The sequence below is a fragment of the Novosphingobium sp. SG919 genome, assembly GCF_012932495.1.
In the GTDB taxonomy this organism is placed as follows: domain Bacteria; phylum Pseudomonadota; class Alphaproteobacteria; order Sphingomonadales; family Sphingomonadaceae; genus Novosphingobium; species Novosphingobium rhizosphaerae.
The window spans coordinates 47,805-64,646 of the sequence record NZ_JABCNG010000001.1 but is presented as its reverse complement, the minus strand read 5'-3'; the positions used below and the strand labels follow the sequence as shown (position 1 = coordinate 64,646).

The 16,842-nt window shown below is 67.5% G+C and carries 14 protein-coding genes and 1 tRNA gene; 6 read left to right on the top strand and 9 right to left on the bottom strand.

Annotated elements, in window-relative coordinates; translation table 11 throughout:
• Positions 1–78: 78 nt before the first annotated feature.
• Positions 79–1,428, bottom strand: coding sequence for an APC family permease (locus FHT19_RS00255; protein WP_248290206.1), 1,350 nt, complete (start codon positions 1,426–1,428; stop codon positions 79–81).
• Between the two features lie 187 nt (positions 1,429–1,615).
• Between FHT19_RS00255 and FHT19_RS00250 the strand changes: the two genes are divergently transcribed.
• Positions 1,616–3,967: a TonB-dependent receptor gene (locus FHT19_RS00250; RefSeq protein ID WP_169473218.1), complete on the top strand. Its 2,352-nt coding sequence runs from the start codon at positions 1,616–1,618 to the stop codon at positions 3,965–3,967.
• Positions 3,964–4,857 carry a homocysteine S-methyltransferase family protein gene (locus FHT19_RS00245; protein ID WP_169473216.1) on the top strand — a complete coding sequence of 298 codons (894 nt, stop codon included), beginning with the start codon at positions 3,964–3,966 and terminating at the stop codon, positions 4,855–4,857. The genes FHT19_RS00250 and FHT19_RS00245 overlap by 4 nt, the downstream gene beginning before the upstream one ends.
• 110 nt (positions 4,858–4,967) lie before the next feature.
• Here the strand turns inward: FHT19_RS00245 and FHT19_RS00240 are convergent, their stop codons facing one another.
• From FHT19_RS00240 to der, 7 genes are all read right to left on the bottom strand, one after another.
• Positions 4,968–6,509, bottom strand: coding sequence for a SulP family inorganic anion transporter (locus FHT19_RS00240; RefSeq protein WP_169473214.1), 1,542 nt, complete (start codon positions 6,507–6,509; stop codon positions 4,968–4,970).
• The gene (locus FHT19_RS00235) at positions 6,506–7,201 is read right to left on the bottom strand and encodes a carbonic anhydrase (RefSeq protein ID WP_168553806.1); all 696 of its coding nucleotides are present in this window, start codon (positions 7,199–7,201) and stop codon (positions 6,506–6,508) included. The genes FHT19_RS00240 and FHT19_RS00235 overlap by 4 nt, the downstream gene beginning before the upstream one ends.
• Before the next feature lie 105 nt (positions 7,202–7,306).
• Entirely contained in the window at positions 7,307–8,692 is a 1,386-nt protein-coding gene (locus tag FHT19_RS00230) for an ATP-binding protein (protein WP_248290205.1), read from the bottom strand.
• A 13-nt stretch (positions 8,693–8,705) separates the two neighbouring features.
• Positions 8,706–9,443 (bottom strand): response regulator transcription factor, encoded by a 738-nt coding sequence (locus FHT19_RS00225; RefSeq protein ID WP_168553805.1) that lies wholly within the window; start codon positions 9,441–9,443, stop codon positions 8,706–8,708.
• Positions 9,444–9,498: 55 nt separating this feature from the next.
• Positions 9,499–9,804 carry a hypothetical protein gene (locus FHT19_RS00220; protein ID WP_169473212.1) on the bottom strand — a complete coding sequence of 102 codons (306 nt, stop codon included), beginning with the start codon at positions 9,802–9,804 and terminating at the stop codon, positions 9,499–9,501.
• Positions 9,805–10,003: 199 nt separating this feature from the next.
• A complete protein-coding gene (locus FHT19_RS00215; RefSeq protein WP_168553803.1) occupies positions 10,004–10,441 on the bottom strand; it encodes a DUF983 domain-containing protein in 438 nt (145 codons plus the stop codon).
• A complete protein-coding gene (gene der, locus FHT19_RS00210; RefSeq protein WP_169473210.1) occupies positions 10,438–11,814 on the bottom strand; it encodes a ribosome biogenesis GTPase Der in 1,377 nt (458 codons plus the stop codon). Before der ends, FHT19_RS00215 begins: the two co-directional genes overlap by 4 nt.
• Positions 11,815–12,014: 200 nt before the next feature.
• On the opposite strand from der, the gene FHT19_RS00205 reads away from it, so the two are divergent.
• Entirely contained in the window at positions 12,015–12,815 is an 801-nt protein-coding gene (locus FHT19_RS00205; protein ID WP_169473207.1) for a CHAP domain-containing protein, read from the top strand.
• 25 nt (positions 12,816–12,840) lie between these two features.
• On the opposite strand, the gene FHT19_RS00200 is transcribed toward FHT19_RS00205, so the two are convergent.
• Positions 12,841–13,191, bottom strand: a complete 351-nt coding sequence (locus FHT19_RS00200; protein WP_168553801.1) for a DUF3297 family protein — start codon at positions 13,189–13,191, stop codon at positions 12,841–12,843.
• 111 nt (positions 13,192–13,302) lie between these two features.
• Here FHT19_RS00200 and FHT19_RS00195 point away from each other — a divergent pair.
• The 3 genes from FHT19_RS00195 (at position 13,303) to FHT19_RS00185 (ending at position 16,823) form a co-directional block, all read left to right on the top strand.
• A tRNA-Val gene (locus FHT19_RS00195) sits at positions 13,303–13,377 on the top strand.
• 262 nt (positions 13,378–13,639) lie between these two features.
• Positions 13,640–14,977 carry a peptide MFS transporter gene (locus tag FHT19_RS00190; RefSeq protein WP_169473205.1) on the top strand — a complete coding sequence of 446 codons (1,338 nt, stop codon included), beginning with the start codon at positions 13,640–13,642 and terminating at the stop codon, positions 14,975–14,977.
• Between the two features lie 34 nt (positions 14,978–15,011).
• On the top strand, positions 15,012–16,823 hold the full coding sequence (locus FHT19_RS00185; protein ID WP_169473203.1) for a DUF885 family protein: 1,812 nt from the start codon (positions 15,012–15,014) through the stop codon (positions 16,821–16,823).
• The last annotated feature ends 19 nt before the right edge of the window (positions 16,824–16,842 follow it).

Here is a 16,842-nt window from a genome sequence, read left to right as displayed (position 1 = left end):
TGCGCCCTTGCCGGGCCGTGCCCCCGATTTAGGCGTTCAAAGCATTCAAGGAAATCCTGATATGACGCTTCAAATTGTTCAGGTTTGTTGGACAGATCGGGTAAGCGGCCGCCCGCGCTCGGCCATCCGCCCCAGCACGAGGCCCAGGGCCAGCACCCCGGCACCGGCAAGGGCGCCGGGCCCCAGTTGGGTGAGCGAAGACCACAGCATCGCCGCCGACAGGGCCATGAATGCCACGGGGAACAGCGGGAACAGCGGGGTGCGCACCGGCCAATCATGGCCGGGCATGGTGCGGCGCAGACGGATCAGCGCGGCCATGCCCAGGATCACGAACAGCCAGTAGACCGGCGTCATATAGTCCACCATGGCACCAAAGCCGCTTTGCGACAGGCCGGATATGGCGGTGAGCAGCAGGGAAAAGCCACCAACCGCCAAGGTGGCGCGCGCCGGCGTGCCGCGAAGATCATGCCAGTTGCCAAGTGCCTTCAACGCCGGCAGATCGCGCGCCGCCGAGGCGGTGACCCGCGAACAGACGATGAGCGTGGAATTGATGCTGCTGATCGCCGAGATCGCCACGATGCCCACGGTCAGCCAGGCGCCTGCCGGGCCAAACGCCGTGCGCGCAAGATCGGCGCCGGGGGCCGTGCTGGCTGCCAGCCCCGCCAGGCCAAGGCCACGCAGCAGCGCCCAGTTCATCATGCAATAGATCGCCATGAGCAGCGCCAGTGCGCCGATCACCACCGCCAGCATCGCCCGCTTGCCGCCGCGCACTTCGCCCGAAAGCGTGGCCATGTCGCTCCACCCGCCATAGGCCAGGAACACATAGATCAGCGCCACGCCCACGCTGCCGCCGCCATGGGCCAGCGGGGCGGAGGCGGGCGCGGGCACCAGCAGCCCCGCCGCCGTAACGCAGGCGAAGCCGACGGCGACCGTCGCCACCAACAGGGCCTGCGTCAGGAATCCCAGCCGCACGTGAACGAGGTTGAGCCCGGTCATCGCCGCGACGATGGCCAGCGCCAGCACGGTCCGCCCGCCATGGCCCAGTGGCCAGAGCGCGGCGGCATAATCGGCCAGCAAGTGCGCCATCAGCGCGATCCACCCGGTGTGCATGATGGCAAAGCGCGACCAGGCATAGAGTGCGGCCAGCCGCCCGCCCCAGGCCCGGCGCAGGAAGCTGTATTCCCCGCCCGAATCCGGAAAGGCGGCGGCCATTTCGACATAGCACAGCGCGCCCACCATGGTGACCAGCGCGCCCGCGATCCACAGCAGCAGGACGTGGCCGCCCGGCGCATTGGCCGCCACCGTGGGCGCGGTCTTGAGGCTGTCGGTGGACATCACCATGCCCAGGGCCACGAGCATGGCCTGCGGCACGCCCAGGTGCGCGCGGGGGCCAGAGCGAGTTGGGCGAGCGGGGGAGGACGTGGTCAAGCAGGCACTTTCAAGGCTGGGGGCCATGATCGGGAATGTCCCTAGTGCGCGATTGCCACAGTATGCGCAAGGATTGGCCAGTTTTGCAGAGCTCATTTGACCGAATAATACTCAAGTCCCTAGGTGGAATTTTCCGCTCTCCGTTGCATCTGGGGTTTGTGTGGCTTTTTCCGTAGCTTATCATCGTATGCCGCTGCGCCTGGCGCTGGTTTCGCTTGGCCTTTCCGTCAGTCTACCCGCGCTTGCCGCACCCCAGGCCGATGCGCCGGCGGTGGACGCAGGCACCAGCGGCGATGCGATCATCGTGACCGGCACGCGCGAAAGCGGCCGCCTGGCCCGGCAGAGCGCCACCCCGATCGACGTGGTCAAGGCCGATACCCTCACCGCCACCGGCCAATCGAACCTGGTCGATTCGCTGCGCAACGTGCTGCCCTCGTTCAGCGCGCCGGCAGTGGGCTATGACGTGGGGGCCCTGGCGCGCACTTTTGCCCTGCGTGGCCTCAGCCCCAGCCAGACGCTGGTCCTGGTCAACGGCAAGCGGCGGCACCTTTCATCCAGCATCTATGCCGACAGCGACCCCTCGCAGGGCTCGAACGTCGTCGATCTCGACATGATCCCGCTGGCCGCGGTGGGCCGGGTGGAAGTGCTGCGCGATGGCGCGGCCGCACAATACGGCTCTGACGCCATCGCCGGGGTGATCAACGTCATCCTCAAGGACGATGCCAATTCCGGCGGCGTCTCGGTGCAGGGCGGCAAGTATTATGCCGGCGACGGCACGGCGATCCAGGCCAACGCCGACAAGGGCGTGGGGTTCAAGGATGGCAGCGTGCTGCATCTGTCGGCCGGCTATCGCTATCAGGATTTCACCAATCGCAGTGGCGACAGCGGCGGGGTACAGCCGGCCAAGGTGCAGGGCCTGCCGCGTTCGGTGGTGATCAGCGGCGGCTATGACTACACCCGCCCGCTGGGCGAGACGCTCGATCTCTACAGCTTCGGCACTTATGCCTGGCGCAAGGCGCGCGCCAACGAGAATCCCCGCCAGCCGGGCTGGTTCTCCGATGCGGTGGATGCAATCTATCCGAACGGCTTCACTCCGCAGGAAACGCTGAACGAGCACGATTTCAGCGTGACCGGCGGGATCAAGAGCCATGGCGACTGGGCCGTGGACCTCTCCACCACCTATGGCCGCGACGTGGTGCGTTTGCGCAACATCAGCACGATCAACCCCGATCTGCTGGCCGATACCGGCAATGCCCAGACCGACTTTTATGTCGGCGGTTTTGCCGCGTCGGAATGGACCAGCAACATTGACGTCAAGAAGCAGTTCGACGTGGGCCTGGCCGGGCCGGCAACGTTCGCGTTCGGGGCGGAAAATCGTTATGAAACCTACGAAATCCGCGCCGGCGAAGCGAACTCCTATTATTCCGGCGGGCCGCAGGCGTTCCCCGGCTTCCGCCCTTCGGACGCGGCCGACGTGCACCGCAACAGCGTGGCCGGCTATGCCGACCTGACGCTGCGCCCGGTCAAGGCGTGGGAGCTTTCGGGCGCCTTGCGCTGGGAGCACTACAACGGCGTGGGCAGCCGCCTCAACGGCAAGATCGCCAGCCGCTATGACGTGAGCGAAGGCTTTGCCCTGCGCGGCAGTGTCAGCACCGGGTTCCACGCGCCCACCCTGGCGCAGCAGAACTATTCGGCCACGACCGTCACCACCGGCTATGCCTCGATCCAGCTGCCGCTCGGCTCGCCCGGCGCCAACCTGCTGGGCGCCCCCGCGCTCAAGCCCGAAACCTCCACCAGCGCCAGCCTGGGCTTTGTGGCGGAGCCGGTGCGCGGCCTCGCCATCACGGTCGATGCCTATCGCATCGACGTGAAGAACCGGATCATCGAAAGCGCCTATCTCTATGGCGATCTGGCCCAGGCGGCGATTGCCGCCAACGGCACGACGATCCCCGCCGGGCTGGAAGCCGACAACGTCAGCGCGGTGTTCTTTACCAATGGCGTCGACACCCGCACGCAAGGGGTGGACGTGACCGCCAGCTGGACGATGCCCACGTCCGTGCTGGGCACTGTGCGCTGGGATGCGGGCCTGGCTTATGTCGATACCACGATCCGCCGCGTCCACGCCGCGCCCGCCGTGCTGGCCGATGCGGGGCTCACCCTGGTCGACGCCGTGCAGCGCACCAACCTGACCACCGCGACGCCTTCGTGGAAAGCCTCGCTTGCCGCGGCGTGGAGCAGCGGGCAGTGGGACTTCACGCTGCGCAACACGTTCTACAGCAATGCCCGCCAGGCCCAGGGCTATGCCGAACCCTATTACATCATCGACACTGGCAGCCGCGTGATCACCGATATCGACATCGGCTATCGCTTCAGCCCGCAAGTGCGGCTGGGGGTGGGTGCCAACAACCTGTTCGACGTGCACCCGCGCGCAATCGACACCGCGACCGGCCAGGCGCTCAACTACGACCGCTATTCGCACGTCGCGCCCTATGGCATCAACGGCGGGTCCTATTACCTGCGCCTGACGGTGAGCCTGTGAGCGTATTGATCCTGGATGGCGGCACCGGCCGCGAACTGGCGCGCATCGGCGCGCCGTTCCAGCAGCCCGAATGGTCTGCCCTGGCGCTGATCGAGGCGCCGGAATTCGTGAGCCAGGTGCACCAGCGCTATGTCGATGCCGGGGCCGACGTGATCACCACCAACAGCTATGCCGTGGTGCCGTTTCATATCGAGCAGGACCGGTTCGACGCGCACGGCCTGGAATGGGCCGGGCTGGCCGGGCGCCTGGCGCGCGACGTGGCCGATGCCGCCCCGCGCCAGGTGGCGGTGGCCGGATCGCTGCCGCCGGTTTCGGGATCGTACCGCCCCGACCTGATCGACCTGGAACGCAGCCGCACGGTGCTGTCGGTGCTGGTGACCGCGCTTGCGCCCCATGTCGACCACTGGCAGGCCGAAACGCTTTCCGCCATTGCCGAAGCGGAACTGGTGGCCGACCTGGTCGCGCCCACGGGCAAGCCCTTGTGGCTTTCGTTCACCCTGGCCGACGAAGACCCGGCAGCGCCTGTGCAATTGCGCTCGGGCGAAAGCGTGGCCGATGCCGCGGCGGCGGCACAGCGGCTGGGCGCCAAGGCGCTGCTGTTCAATTGCAGCCAGCCCGAAGTGATGGCCGCTGCGGTGGGACAGGCCAAAACCGCGCTGGCGGGCACCGACGTGGCCATCGGCGTCTATGCCAATGCCTTTCCTCCGCAGGGCGCCGATGCCGAAGCGAACAGCGGCCTCAGCCCCATTCGCGCCGACCTGACGCCCGAAGGCTATGCCGCCTTTGCCCGCGCCTGGGCCGGCGAGGGCGCGACGATTCTGGGCGGATGCTGCGGCATTGGCCCTGAACATATCGCCGTGCTGCGCCAGGAACTGGCCGCCCGTTCCTGACAACGAAACTGCCCCCACCGGCGCCATGGGCCAGTGGGGGCAGCGGGCGCGTAGCGCCATCCTGAGAGCCCGGATGGGGGTAGGCTCAAAGGAATCTGCGTTTGGTCAGGTCATCCCGCGTGCGGCACCGCGCGCAGGATCGGCTCGGGCCCCGACACGGTGACCGCATTGCCCTGCTGGCGGCGGCGCGACAGCCATTCGCCCAGGGTTTCGGCGGTGGTGTGGTCGATCGCCTTGACCCGGCCCAGATCGAGGTGGACGCGGCGATCGGCCGGCAGGTCTTCCAGCACGGCGTTGAGCTTGGTCAGCCGCAGGAACGTGGCCGCACCCTTCAACTCCACATTGGTGGTGCCATCATGTTCGTGACGATGCACCCCGAGGTTGAGATGCTTCATGTGCGGCAGCAGTTCCACCAGCGAGAGCGCCATGCCCACCAGCACGCCGGTGAGAAGGTCGGTCGAAACGACCAGGGCGAACGTGACGGCCCAGATTGCCGCCGGCAGCGCGCCATAGTTGGCAAACAGGTGCTTCACATGCTTGAGGCTGACGAGCTTCCAGCCGGTGACGACCAGCACGCCGCCCAGCGCCGCCATCGGCACTTCACGCAGCAGCCAGGGCAGCAGGGCCACGAAACCCAGGATCCACACGCCGTGGAGCACGGCCGACCAACGGCTTTGCGCGCCAGCCTGGACGTTGGCCGAAGAGCGCACGATCACGCCGGTCATCGGCAAGGCACCAACCATGCCGCACAGCAGGTTGCCCACGCCCTGGGCGCGCAGTTCCTTGTTGTAGTCGGTGCGCACGCCGTTGTGCATGCGATCGACCGCGGCGGCCGAGAGCAGGGTTTCGGCGCTGGCGATAAACGCGATCGCCACGGCCGAAACCAGCAGCGCGGGCTTGGCCAGCAGCGGATCGAGGAACGCGCCACCCGGCGCGGCAAAGGCCGCTGCCAGCGAGTCGGGCACGGCAATGCGCGCGACCGGCAGCTTGAACACCGCCGCCACGACCGTTGCCGCGACCACGCCGATCAGTGCGCCAGGCACCAGGGCGAGCGCCTTGGGCTTGAACTTTTCCCAGGCGAGCATGCCGCCGATGGTGATCAAGCCCAGCACCAGCGCCATTTCGCTGGCCTGCCAATCGAACGGCGACAGGCCCAGCACACGCGCCGGGATCATCGACAGGTTCGACAGGCCGTTGGACATCGGCTTGGCATCGAACAGGATGTGGAACTGGCCCACCACGATCAGCGCACCGATCCCCGCGAGCATGCCATGCACCACGGCAGGCGAAATCGCGCGGAACACGCCGCCCAGGCGTGCCAGGCCAGCCACCAGCTGGATCAGGCCGGCAATCAGCAGCACCGGGCCCAGCGCAGCCAGGCCATTGTCACGCACGAATTCAAAGACGATGACGGCCAGGCCGGCGGCCGGACCGGACACCTGAAGCGGCGACCCGGCCAAGAGGCCCACGACGATGCCGCCGATGATGCCCGTCACCAGGCCCTTTTCGGGTGGAACGCCCGAAGCGATGGCGATGCCCATGCACAGCGGCATGGCCACCAGGAACACCACGATCGACGCGGTGAAATCGCGAACGAGGCCGCCCCTCTGGGGGGCAGCCTCGGGCGATGCAGCGGTGGCTGCCTGGCTCATTCGGCCGCCTCCGCCAGAGCGGGTTCGCTGGCGAAGCGGGTGCGCGCCGCGAGCGCCACCGGCAGGGGCCGGTCTTCACGCAACGGCACGAACTGGCCGGTATCGCCATCGAGGCCGAGCACCTGGCCCGCGCCGATATCGACGAACCAGCCGTGCAGCGACATTTCGCCGCGTGCAATCGCCGTGGCCACCGACGGATGGGTGCGCAGATGATCGATCTGGGCGATGATGTTCTGCAGGCTCACCGCGCGCACGCGCTCGGTGCCGTGGAGGTGGGGCGAGCAGCTCGACACGACATGCTCTGCCGCTGCGCCATGGCGCAGCCAGGCCACCACGTTGGGCATGCCCTGCGGCGGTTCGGGGGCGGCCAGCGCCTTCATCGCGCCGCAGTCGGAATGGCCGCACACGATGATGTCACGCACGCCCAGGGCAACCACGGCATATTCCACCGTGGAAGAAACACCGCCGTTCATGGTGGAGTACGAGGGCACCATGTTGCCCGCGTTGCGGCACACGAACAGGTCGCCAGGCTGGGCCTGCATGATCTGTTCGGGCACGATGCGCGAATCCGCGCAAGAGATCATCAGGGCCTTGGGCGCCTGGCCATGGGTGGAAAGCTGCCCGTAGAGTTCACTGCTCTGCGGAAAGACGGTCTTCTCGAAACTGAAGACCCGGCCGATGAGTTCGTTCATGATTGCTACCCCATCCTGGTTGTTCGCCGCAGCATGAAAGCCGCAGCGCTTGCATCAGGGAGGTAAGGCACCGGCTTTGCCCGGTTCCGTCGGAACTGTAAGGAACTATTTCCGCGCTGCGGCATGCGGCTGAGGCGTCTTGAGCGGCAGACGAACCGTGGCGATCAGCCCGGTTTCTCCAACGCTGCCGCCCATGCTGGCACTGCGATTGGCCAGGATCAGCGTGCCGCCTTCGGCCCTGATCGCGCGTTTCACGATGGCCAGGCCCAGGCCCATGCCGGGCGTATCGCGGCCGCGCGCGGCATCCAGGCGCACGAACGGCTGGGTCACATCGTCGAGCCGGTCGGACGGGATGCCCGGCCCGCGATCGGCCACCACCACTTCGGCAAAATCACCCGTGCGGCGCACTGTCACTTCGACATGCCCGGCATAGTGCAATGCGTTTTCCACCAGGTTGCCAAGCGCGCGGCGCAGCGAGACGGCCCGCGCCTGGATCACCAGGCTATCCTCGCCTTCGTAGCGGGCGTCGCCGCCGTGGTCATAGGCATTGTCGACCAAGGTCATGGCCATGGCGGCCAGGTCAACCGGCTCGGCCGGGATCTGGCGCCCTTCGCCTTCGACATAGGCCTGGAGCGAGGCGAGCAAATGCATCATCTCGTCAATGTCGTGCACCATGTCGGCCTGGGTTTCGCGATCGATCCCGGCATCGTCGAGCCGCAGGCGCAACCGTGCCAAGGGCGTGCGCAGATCGTGGCCAATCGCCAGCATCGACTGGGTGCGGTCCAGCATCTGGCGATAGATGCGGCTCTGCATGCGGTTGAAGGCGCGAATCAGCCGGCGCACTTCATCCGGGCCACGCTCGATCAGCGCCTCGGGCGGGCCGGCACCGACCCGGCCGGTGGCCGAAACCAGGGCCTTGAGCGGGCGAATGGTGGCGCGAAACAGCACCCAGGCCAAGACGACCAGCAGCGGCGTTGGCAAAAGCAGCACGGCAAGCCGGCCGGCATTGAGCGTCCAGGCCTCGCTCGCCTGGGTGCGGAACACCACGCCCGTGCCGTCCTTGAGCAGCATGGCGCCGTTGACCGAGCCGGGCGAGGCGAGCGAGCGCAGCGAAAAGCGCGGATCGCCCGCGGCCAGTTCGGGCGCGGCGTCCAGCACCTGCGCGCGCAGGCGATCAAGCGGCAAGGCATCGTCGGCGTGGGCCAGGCGCGGCTTCCACGCCAGGGAAAAGCGCGGGGACGAGAGCCGTTCGGCCAGCGCGGGGCGCTGCGCGGGCTCTTCGGCTTCCAGCGCACGGCTGGCGATCACCAGGTTTTCGGCAATGCGTGCGGCATCGTCGCTGCGCAGCGCGAAATTGCTGGCGCGGTCGAACAGCACCGCGTTGGCGCCGAAATCCATCGCCGCCATCAGCACCAGAATAGCCAAAAGCCGCTCCGGCAAGCCGAAGCGGCGCATGGCCCGGCGCAGCCACAAACCGCGCCGAGGGATCATGAAGGCATGGCGCTCAAGTGCGCGTGACCTGGGCCTTGAACATGTAGCCCACGCCGCGCACCGTCGCGATCGGGGCTTCGCCACCGGCCGCTGTCAACTTGCGGCGCAGCCGCGACACCAGCACGTCGATGCTGCGGTCGGAACTGTCGCCCAGGCGGGTGCGCGACAACTCGATCAGGCGTTCGCGCCCCAGCACGCGCTGCGGCTGGGCCACGAACGTCGCGAGCAGATCGAACTCTGCCCCGGTCAGATCGACCATCACGCCGCCCGGCGCATGCAGTTCGCGCCGCGCGAGCGACAAGGTCCAGCCGTCGAAGCGGATTTCGCTGGCCCGCTCGCCCGGTTCGGCCGAGGCAAGGCCATCACCGCCCTGCCCGCCGCGGCGCAGCACGGCACCCACGCGGGCCACCAGTTCGCGCGTGCCGAACGGCTTGGCCAGGTAATCGTCCGCACCCAGTTCCAGGCCGAGCACGCGATCTTCTTCACTGCCGCGCGCGGAAATGAAGATGATCGGCACGTCGCTCAGCCGCCGCAGCTTGCGGAACAGTTCGATCCCGTTGGTGCCGGGCAACATGATGTCCAGCACCACGAGATCGGCTGGTGCGCTGTCGAGCAGCACCCACATTTCCGCACCCGTTGCGGCCGGGCGCACTTCATACCCATGCTCGCGCAGGGCGCGGGCGGTCAGCGTGCGGAGGGGGCCGTCATCTTCGACTAGGACGATGGAGGGGGCAAGACGTGTGGCCAGCATGGCTGTGCTACGCAGATGCGCTCCTTTGGTTCCCGGCTCGGTCATGAGCGCGGTCTCAGCGCGCATCCTCGCGCACCGGCGCCTTGGCAGCAAGTGCGGTTTCCCCACCGATTTCGGTACGGCGGAAGCAACCACGGTTCTTGCTGGGATCGGGATGGCAGGCGACCACGGCAACGCGGGCACCGCTGGCGGCAGGGGCGGCGGCAGCCGGCTTGACCGCATCGGCCGGGCGGCACAGCGAGGGACGGCCGGGGGCACCCTGGCAGACCGGAGCCTGGGCGGCAGCGGCAGTGGGCGCCGCCAGCAGCGGGGAAGCGGGCGCAGACAGCGAGGCGAGGGCGAGAAGCGAGGCGATGATCATGGGACACTCCGTTCCATTCGTTGTTGTGTCCGAGGTAACATCATGCCCTTTGCGCAATGGGTGCGCCTTCGTGAAGAAGTGTTGCTGCGCAAGAAAAGATTGCGTCTTCATGTCTGCCGTGGCGCAGCATGCGGCCCAAAGCGCCGACAATCCGGGGGTGGGGCAGTGCCTGCACCACCGCACCCGCTGCGGCAGGCGATTACGTTTCGTTGCGGTTGCGTGTCTCGATCGCGGGTTCGGACAGCGGCCGGCCGGCCTTGCCGGGGTCTGCAGCAAAGCCGTGCAAGCCCAGCCACCATTGCAGCGCGATCACCGCACCCTTGGCCGGTTGCAGCAGGCCCAGCACCAGGGTGACGGTCATGACCAGGCACAGCGCCAGCATCACCGGCCACGACAGCGCGGTGTGCAGGCCCAGCTCGATGATCACCGGGGCCATGACATGGCCGGTGACCAGGATCGCCAGATATGGGGGGAAATCATCGGCGCGATGGCCGCGCCAGTCCTGCCCGCAGGCGGGGCAATGCGCCACCGGCCGCAACCAGGCGGCAAACAGCCGCGCTCCGTCGCAGCGCGGACAGTGTCCCCGCCCCCCGCGCCACAGGGCCTGTGCCAGGCTGCGCGGGGGAACGTGGGTCATTTCGTGGCGAACGGGTTCTTGGGGCTGCGCAGCGTGAGCCGGATCGGCACGGCATCGAAGCCGAGTTCGCGGCGGATGCCGTTGACCAGATAGCGGCGATAGCTTTCCGGCAACTGGTCAAGCCGCGTGCCGAACAGGACGAAGCCGGGCGGGCGCGTCTTGGCCTGGGTGATATAGCGCAGCTTGATGCGGCGGCCACCGGGCGCGGGCGGCGGATTGGCCGCCAGGGCATCATCGAACCAGCGGTTGAGCGCGGCGGTGGGCACGCGCTTGCTCCAGGCATCGCGCAGGCTGAACGCGGCCGACAGCAGACTGTCCAGCCCCTTGCCGGTGCGCGCCGAAACCGCCACCAGCGGCACCCCGCGCACCTGGGCCAGCCCGTCGTCGAGCGCCTGGCGCACGCCGTTGAACAGGCCGCTGGCATCCTCGGCCACGTCCCACTTGTTGATCGCGATGATCAGGGCGCGGCCTTCTTCGAGCACCATCGAGGCGATCTTGAGGTCCTGGTGTTCGAGCCCACGCGTGGCATCGAGCAGCAGCACGACCACTTCGGCAAAGTCGATCGCGCGGCGCGCATCGGCGACCGAGAGCTTTTCCAGCTTGTCGACCACTTGCGCCTTCTTGCGCATGCCGGCGGTGTCGATCAGGCGAATCGGGCGGGTTTCGCCGTCCTTGGGATCGGTCCAGCTCCAGTCGATCGCGATCGAATCGCGGGTGATCCCCGCTTCGGGGCCGCTCAGCAGGCGGTCTTCGCCCAGGAAGCGGTTGATCAGCGTGGATTTGCCCGCGTTGGGCCGGCCCACGATGGCGAGCTTGAGCACGGCCTTGGGATCGTACTCGATCTCCTCGTCGCTCGCCTCGCCCTCGTCCTCCGGCGTTTCGCCGATGTGGGGCAGCAACGCTTCGAACAGGTCGCCCATGCCCTCGCCATGCTCGGCCGAAACGCCCACGGGATCGCCAAACCCCAGCGAGAACGCTTCGAACAGGCCATGGTCGCCGGCGCGGCCTTCGGCCTTGTTGGCCAGGAGAATCACGGGAATGTCGTGCCCGCGCAGGTAGCGGCCGATTTCCTCGTCCAGCGGGGTGATCCCGGCGCGTGCATCGATCACGAACAGCGCGACATCGGCCCCTTCGAGGCTGGCCTCGGTCTGCTGGCGCATGCGGCCGGGCAAGCTGGCGGGATCGTCGTCTTCCCACCCGGCGGTGTCGACGATGGTGAATTCAAGGCCCAGCAGCGACGCATCGCCGAAGCGGCGATCGCGGGTGACGCCGGGCTGGTCGTCAACCAGCGCCAGCTTCTTGCCGACAAGCCGGTTGAACAGAGTGGACTTGCCCACGTTGGGCCGTCCGATGATGATAACCTGGGGACGCATAGCCCCCGTTGGCCCGGCTTGGCGGCAAAGGCAAGCGGGCGTTGCATGCATGCCGCCAAGGCGGGCCAATCGTATCCGCGCGGTTAACCAATCTGATCAGGCAGCCATTGACCATTTGCCGGCACAACGGCGGCATGGTGTGGTGGACAAGAACAAGGCCCCTGGGCCTGGCCGCGGGGGCGGCTCTGATCGCCGGGCTGATGGCCCCAGGGGTTGCTCGCGCCGCCCCGATCGCGCTGATTCCCGGGCCTGAGCAGGGAGATAGCGCGCCAGCGGACACGACCGGCGCCCTGCCCTATCTGCAATGCGTGCCCTATGCGCGGCAGGTTTCGGGCATCAAGCTCTATGGCGATGCCCACACCTGGTGGGACCAGGCAGAAGGCCGCTATGAACGCGGCTTTACGCCCAAGGCCGGCGCGGTGATGAGCTTCCATCCCTTTGGCGCGATGCGCCTGGGCCATGTCGCCATGGTCAGCAAAGTGATCGATTCGCGCACGGTGCTGTTGCGCCATGCCAACTGGTCACCCATCAACGGCACCCGCGGGCAACGGGAAGACGACGTGCGCGCGGTGGACGTTTCGGACGCCAACGACTGGAGCGAAGTGCGCGTGTGGTTTGCCCCGATCCAGGGCCTGGGCACCACGCACTGGCCGGTCGATGGCTTCATCTATAACCGCGCGCCTGCGCGCCGGCCCAATATCGGCCTGGGCGGCCCGCTGCGGCTGGCCAGCGCCACGACGGCAGCCCCGCGCCAGACATTGCTGATGGCCCGGGCACCGGCGACCGCGCGTGGCCGCATCGATGCAGATTTCCTGAAAGGGGTGGCCGATGAACCCGCAGCGGCCACCACCACGGTGGCCAGGCGTGGCCCGGCCCCGCGTACGGTGCCGGGCGGCATGGCGCGGACGGCGCTTTCGGATGATCCGATCGGCCGCATCATTGCCAGCCGGATGGGCGGCGCAGCGGCCAGCACGTTGGCCAGCACTGGGCGCCTGCGCTGAACGCAGGCACCCGGCACCAACAGAATCAGGCCTTGGCCACGGGGGCGTCTTCGCCCAGGTCTTCATACCAGGCTTCGACGGCGCCCGAGAGCTTGAGCGTCAGCGGGTTGCCCTTGCGGTCCATCGTCTTGCCAGCCTGCACGCGCACCCAGCCTTCGGAAATGCAATATTCTTCCACGTTCTTGCGCACCGTGCCCTTGAAGCGGATGCCGACGCCACGCGTCAGCTTATCGGCATCAAAGAACGGGCTGCGCGGGTTGATCGCCAGGCGATCGGGCGGCACATCGCCCGAAGCGGCAGGCGCGGGAGCGGACGTGGCAGTGGTGTCCACAGTTTCGGTGCCCGCGTTTTCGGGCGTTTCGATTGCATCGGTCATGTGTGTGCGAAATATCTTTACGTGCCCACTTGTCAACGCTGTGCAAGGCCGTTAGAGGCCCCCTCCACACCCGGGCGGCCCCAAACGGCCGCGGCGGGACGCCATCGAGGCGGGCGCGTAGCTCAGCGGTAGAGCACACCCTTCACACGGGTGGGGTCACAGGTTCAATCCCTGTCGCGCCCACCATGATCTCCTGAACATCAAGAGGTTATGGTTTCATCCCAGGTGGGATGACGGCAGCGTTTCGCAACGCGCCAATACGCCTATCCCCTTTCTTCGCCATCGCCACAGACAGGCTTTGCGGCCATTGTGCCGCGGTGCGCCCTGGCGGCACTCACTTGGCGCATGCGGGCTGGACATCCGCAAAAATATTATACAAAATACCATATATGCACGTTACCTGCGCGTCCCGCCCTGCCTGCCTTGCGCTCACAACCGGGGGCCGGCGATGACCGCTGCGCCGCCGCTGCGCCATCCTCGCGGTCTGGCGGTGCTTGCCGCCACGGAAACGTGGGAGCGCTTTTCGTTCTACGGCATGCAGGCGTTGCTGATGCTCTACATGACCACGCAATTGCTGCCCCAGGCGCGCGGCGATGGCGGGACGCGGGTGCTGGGGCTGGCCGGCTTGCGCCAGGCGCTTTCGGCCGTGGTCGGGCCGATGTCGGACCAGGCCTTCGCTTCGCAGGTGTTCGGGCTTTATGCCGGGCTGGTCTATCTGACGCCGCTGGCCGGTGGGCTGATCGGGGATCGCTTGCTGGGCGGGCGGCGCACCGTGCTGATCGGCGCGGGGCTGATGGCGATGGGGCACCTGCTGCTGGCTTTGCAGCCATTCTTCCTGGTGGCCCTGGTGCTGCTGATTGCCGGATCGGGCTGCCTCAAGGGCAATATCGCCACGCAAGTGGGGCGGCTCTATGCCCCGGCCGACCAGCGCCGCGACCAGGCCTATCTGTGGTTCAACCTGGGCATCAACATCGGCGCCTTTGCCGGGCCGCTGGTCTGCGGCTTCCTGGGGCAGGATGCGGGCTGGCACCTGGGCTTTGCCTGTGCGGGGGTGGGCATGCTCGTGGGCATGGCGGTCTATGTGGCCGGCTGGCGCCACCTGCCCGCAGACGGGCCGGCTGCCTTGGCCGAAGGCACGGCGGATAACGCCCCGCGCGCGCGGCTGGGCGTGCTATTGGGCCTGATCGCGCTCAGCCTGTTCTACAACATTCCCGTGGGGCAGAGTTACAATGTCTTTCCCCTGTGGATCGACCATGCCGCCGACCGCCGCATTGGCGGCATGGACATGCCAGTGGCCTGGTATCTGGCCAGCGACGGCTTGATCACCGTGCTGGCAACACCGGTGGTGCTGGCGCTGTGGGCACGGCAGACGCGAGCCGACCGATTGCCGGATGCCGCCGCGCGCATTGGCATCGGTTGCGCCATGCTGGCAGCGGCCGATGCGCTGCTGGCCGGGCTGGCCCACACCTTTCCCCAAGCCCACGCGCTGGGGCCGCTAACCGGCTTTGCCTATTTCCTGCTGGCGTCATCGGCCTATCTTTTCGTGATGCCCGTGCTGCTGGCGGCCGTGGCCCGCGCGGCACCGCCCCATCTCACCGCCACGCTGATCGGTGGCGTCTATGCCGGGCTGTTTGCCGCCAATCTCACCGCCGGATGGCTCGCGCGCTTTTACGAAAGCTGGGGCGCCAGCGCGTTTTGGGCCGGCAACGGCGCGATCGCGGCCGCTGGCGCGCTAGCCGCGCTGGCGCTGCGCCGCCCCCTCGCCCTGCCGGTTGAGCCGCGCTAATCCCTTTTCGAGACCTGCAACAAAGGAACCCCCGATGCCCTTCCCCTGGCGCCGCTCCCCCGTCCGCGACCTGGTTGCAGGCCTGCTTCTTGCCGGCGCGATCGCGCCGGCGGTGCTGCCCACCACCGCCATGGCCCGGCCCGCCGGCAAGGCAGCCGCAAGCAGCGAGGATGCCCGGTTCGCCGCGCTGACAGCGGCGGAATGGGCCTGGCGCAAAACCCAGTTTCCCGATGACGAGGACAGCGGTACCCACGGCGTGCCCCGGCTGCCCGACGTGAGAGCCGCCGCCCAGGCCGCCCGGCTGCGCAAGTGGGAAGACGTGCGCGCCCAGCTCGACAAGATCGAGACCAAGCGACTGTCTCCGGCCAACCAGGTGAACGCAGCGATCTATCGCTATCAGATCGGCACGCTTATTTCCGCGCAGCGCTATCGCGAATATGAAAAGCCGCTCAACGCCGATACCAATTTCTGGGGCGACCTGGCCGACAGCGCGCGCGAGGCGCATCTGCGCAGCGAGGCCGACTACACCGCCTATATCGCCATGCTGCGCGACGTGCCGCGCTATTTCGACCAGCAGATCGCCAATATGCGCGCCGGCCTGGCGCGTGGCTTCACCCCGCCGCAAATCACCCTGCAGGGGCGCGACGACACGATCCTGCCGGTAACCGCGGCGCCCAAGGTGGAAGACAATCCGTTCTACGCGCCATTCGTGGCGATGCCCGATACGATCCCCGCCGATCGCCAGGCGGCGCTGCGCGAAGAGGCCCGCGCCGCCCTGGCGCAAGCGGTGGTGCCCGCGCACCAGCGCCTGCTGCAATTCCTCAAAACGGATTACATTCCCCGCGCACGCACTCGGCTCGATGCCTATTCGCTGCCCGATGGCCAAGCCTATTACCAGGCGCAGATCCGCGAATACACCACGCTGGACCTAACACCCGCGCAGATCCACCAGATCGGGCTGGACGAAGTGGCGCAGATCCGCAGGCAGATGCAGGCGGTGATGCAGGACGTGCATTTCCAGGGAGACTTGCCCGCGTTCCTGCAATTCCTGCGCAGCGACCCGCAGTTCTATGTGAAGACACCCCAGGCCCTGCTCGACCGCGCAGCGTGGATCGCCAAGGAATTCGACGGGAAGGCGGCCGACTGGTTCGGCCATCTGCCCCGCCGCCGCTTTGCCATCGTGCCGGTACCCGATGCGATCGCCCCCTATTACACCGCCGGGCGCGGCGGGCCCGGCGTCTATCTGGTCAACACCTATAACCTGCCCTCGCGGCCGCTCTATTCGCTGCCTGCGCTGACCCTGCACGAAAGCGCGCCGGGCCATGCGTTCCAGATGCCGCTGGCCGCCGAGAACAAGGGCCTGCCGCCGTTCCGGCAGAATTCCTACATCTCTGCCTTTGGCGAAGGCTGGGCGCTCTATTGCGAAAAGCTGGGCGAGGACATGGGGATGTACCACACGCCCTACGAACGCTTTGGCATGCTGTCGTACCAGATGTGGCGCGCGGCGCGGCTGGTGGTGGATACCGGCATCCACACCATGGGCTGGAGCCGGGCCCAGGCGCAGCAGTTCCTGCACGACAACACCGCGCTGTCGGACCACGAAATCGAGACCGAGACCGACCGCTACATCGCCTGGCCGGGGCAAGCGTTGAGCTATTACCTGGGCGAACGTGCGATCCTGGAGGCCCGCGCCCGCGCGCAAAAGGCGCTGGGGCCCAAGTTCAATATCCGCGCCTTCCACGATACCGTGCTGCAACTGGGATCGGTTCCGCTGCCGGTGCTCGATGCGGCGGTCGATCGCTTCATTGCGCAGGGCGGCAAAGGCCCCTACCCGGACGAGGAGTGAGCGCGCCATTGCGGATGAC

Bases quoted from the DNA above. Each gene is read 5' to 3' on its own strand.
- FHT19_RS00250 (WP_169473218.1), top strand. From the start codon at position 1,616: ATGCCGCTGCGCCTGGCGCTGGTTTCGCTTGGCCTTTCCGTCAGTCTA.
- FHT19_RS00240 (WP_169473214.1), bottom strand. From the start codon at position 6,509: ATGAGCCAGGCAGCCACCGCTGCATCGCCCGAGGCTGCCCCCCAGAGG.
- FHT19_RS00235 (WP_168553806.1), bottom strand. From the start codon at position 7,201: ATGAACGAACTCATCGGCCGGGTCTTCAGTTTCGAGAAGACCGTCTTT.
- FHT19_RS00230 (WP_248290205.1), bottom strand. From the start codon at position 8,692: ATGATCCCTCGGCGCGGTTTGTGGCTGCGCCGGGCCATGCGCCGCTTC.
- FHT19_RS00225 (WP_168553805.1), bottom strand. From the start codon at position 9,443: ATGCTGGCCACACGTCTTGCCCCCTCCATCGTCCTAGTCGAAGATGAC.
- FHT19_RS00220 (WP_169473212.1), bottom strand. From the start codon at position 9,804: ATGATCATCGCCTCGCTTCTCGCCCTCGCCTCGCTGTCTGCGCCCGCT.
- FHT19_RS00215 (WP_168553803.1), bottom strand. From the start codon at position 10,441: ATGACCCACGTTCCCCCGCGCAGCCTGGCACAGGCCCTGTGGCGCGGG.
- der (WP_169473210.1), bottom strand. From the start codon at position 11,814: ATGCGTCCCCAGGTTATCATCATCGGACGGCCCAACGTGGGCAAGTCC.
- FHT19_RS00205 (WP_169473207.1), top strand. From the start codon at position 12,015: ATGGCCCCAGGGGTTGCTCGCGCCGCCCCGATCGCGCTGATTCCCGGG.
- FHT19_RS00200 (WP_168553801.1), bottom strand. From the start codon at position 13,191: ATGACCGATGCAATCGAAACGCCCGAAAACGCGGGCACCGAAACTGTG.
- FHT19_RS00190 (WP_169473205.1), top strand. From the start codon at position 13,640: ATGACCGCTGCGCCGCCGCTGCGCCATCCTCGCGGTCTGGCGGTGCTT.
- FHT19_RS00185 (WP_169473203.1), top strand. From the start codon at position 15,012: ATGCCCTTCCCCTGGCGCCGCTCCCCCGTCCGCGACCTGGTTGCAGGC.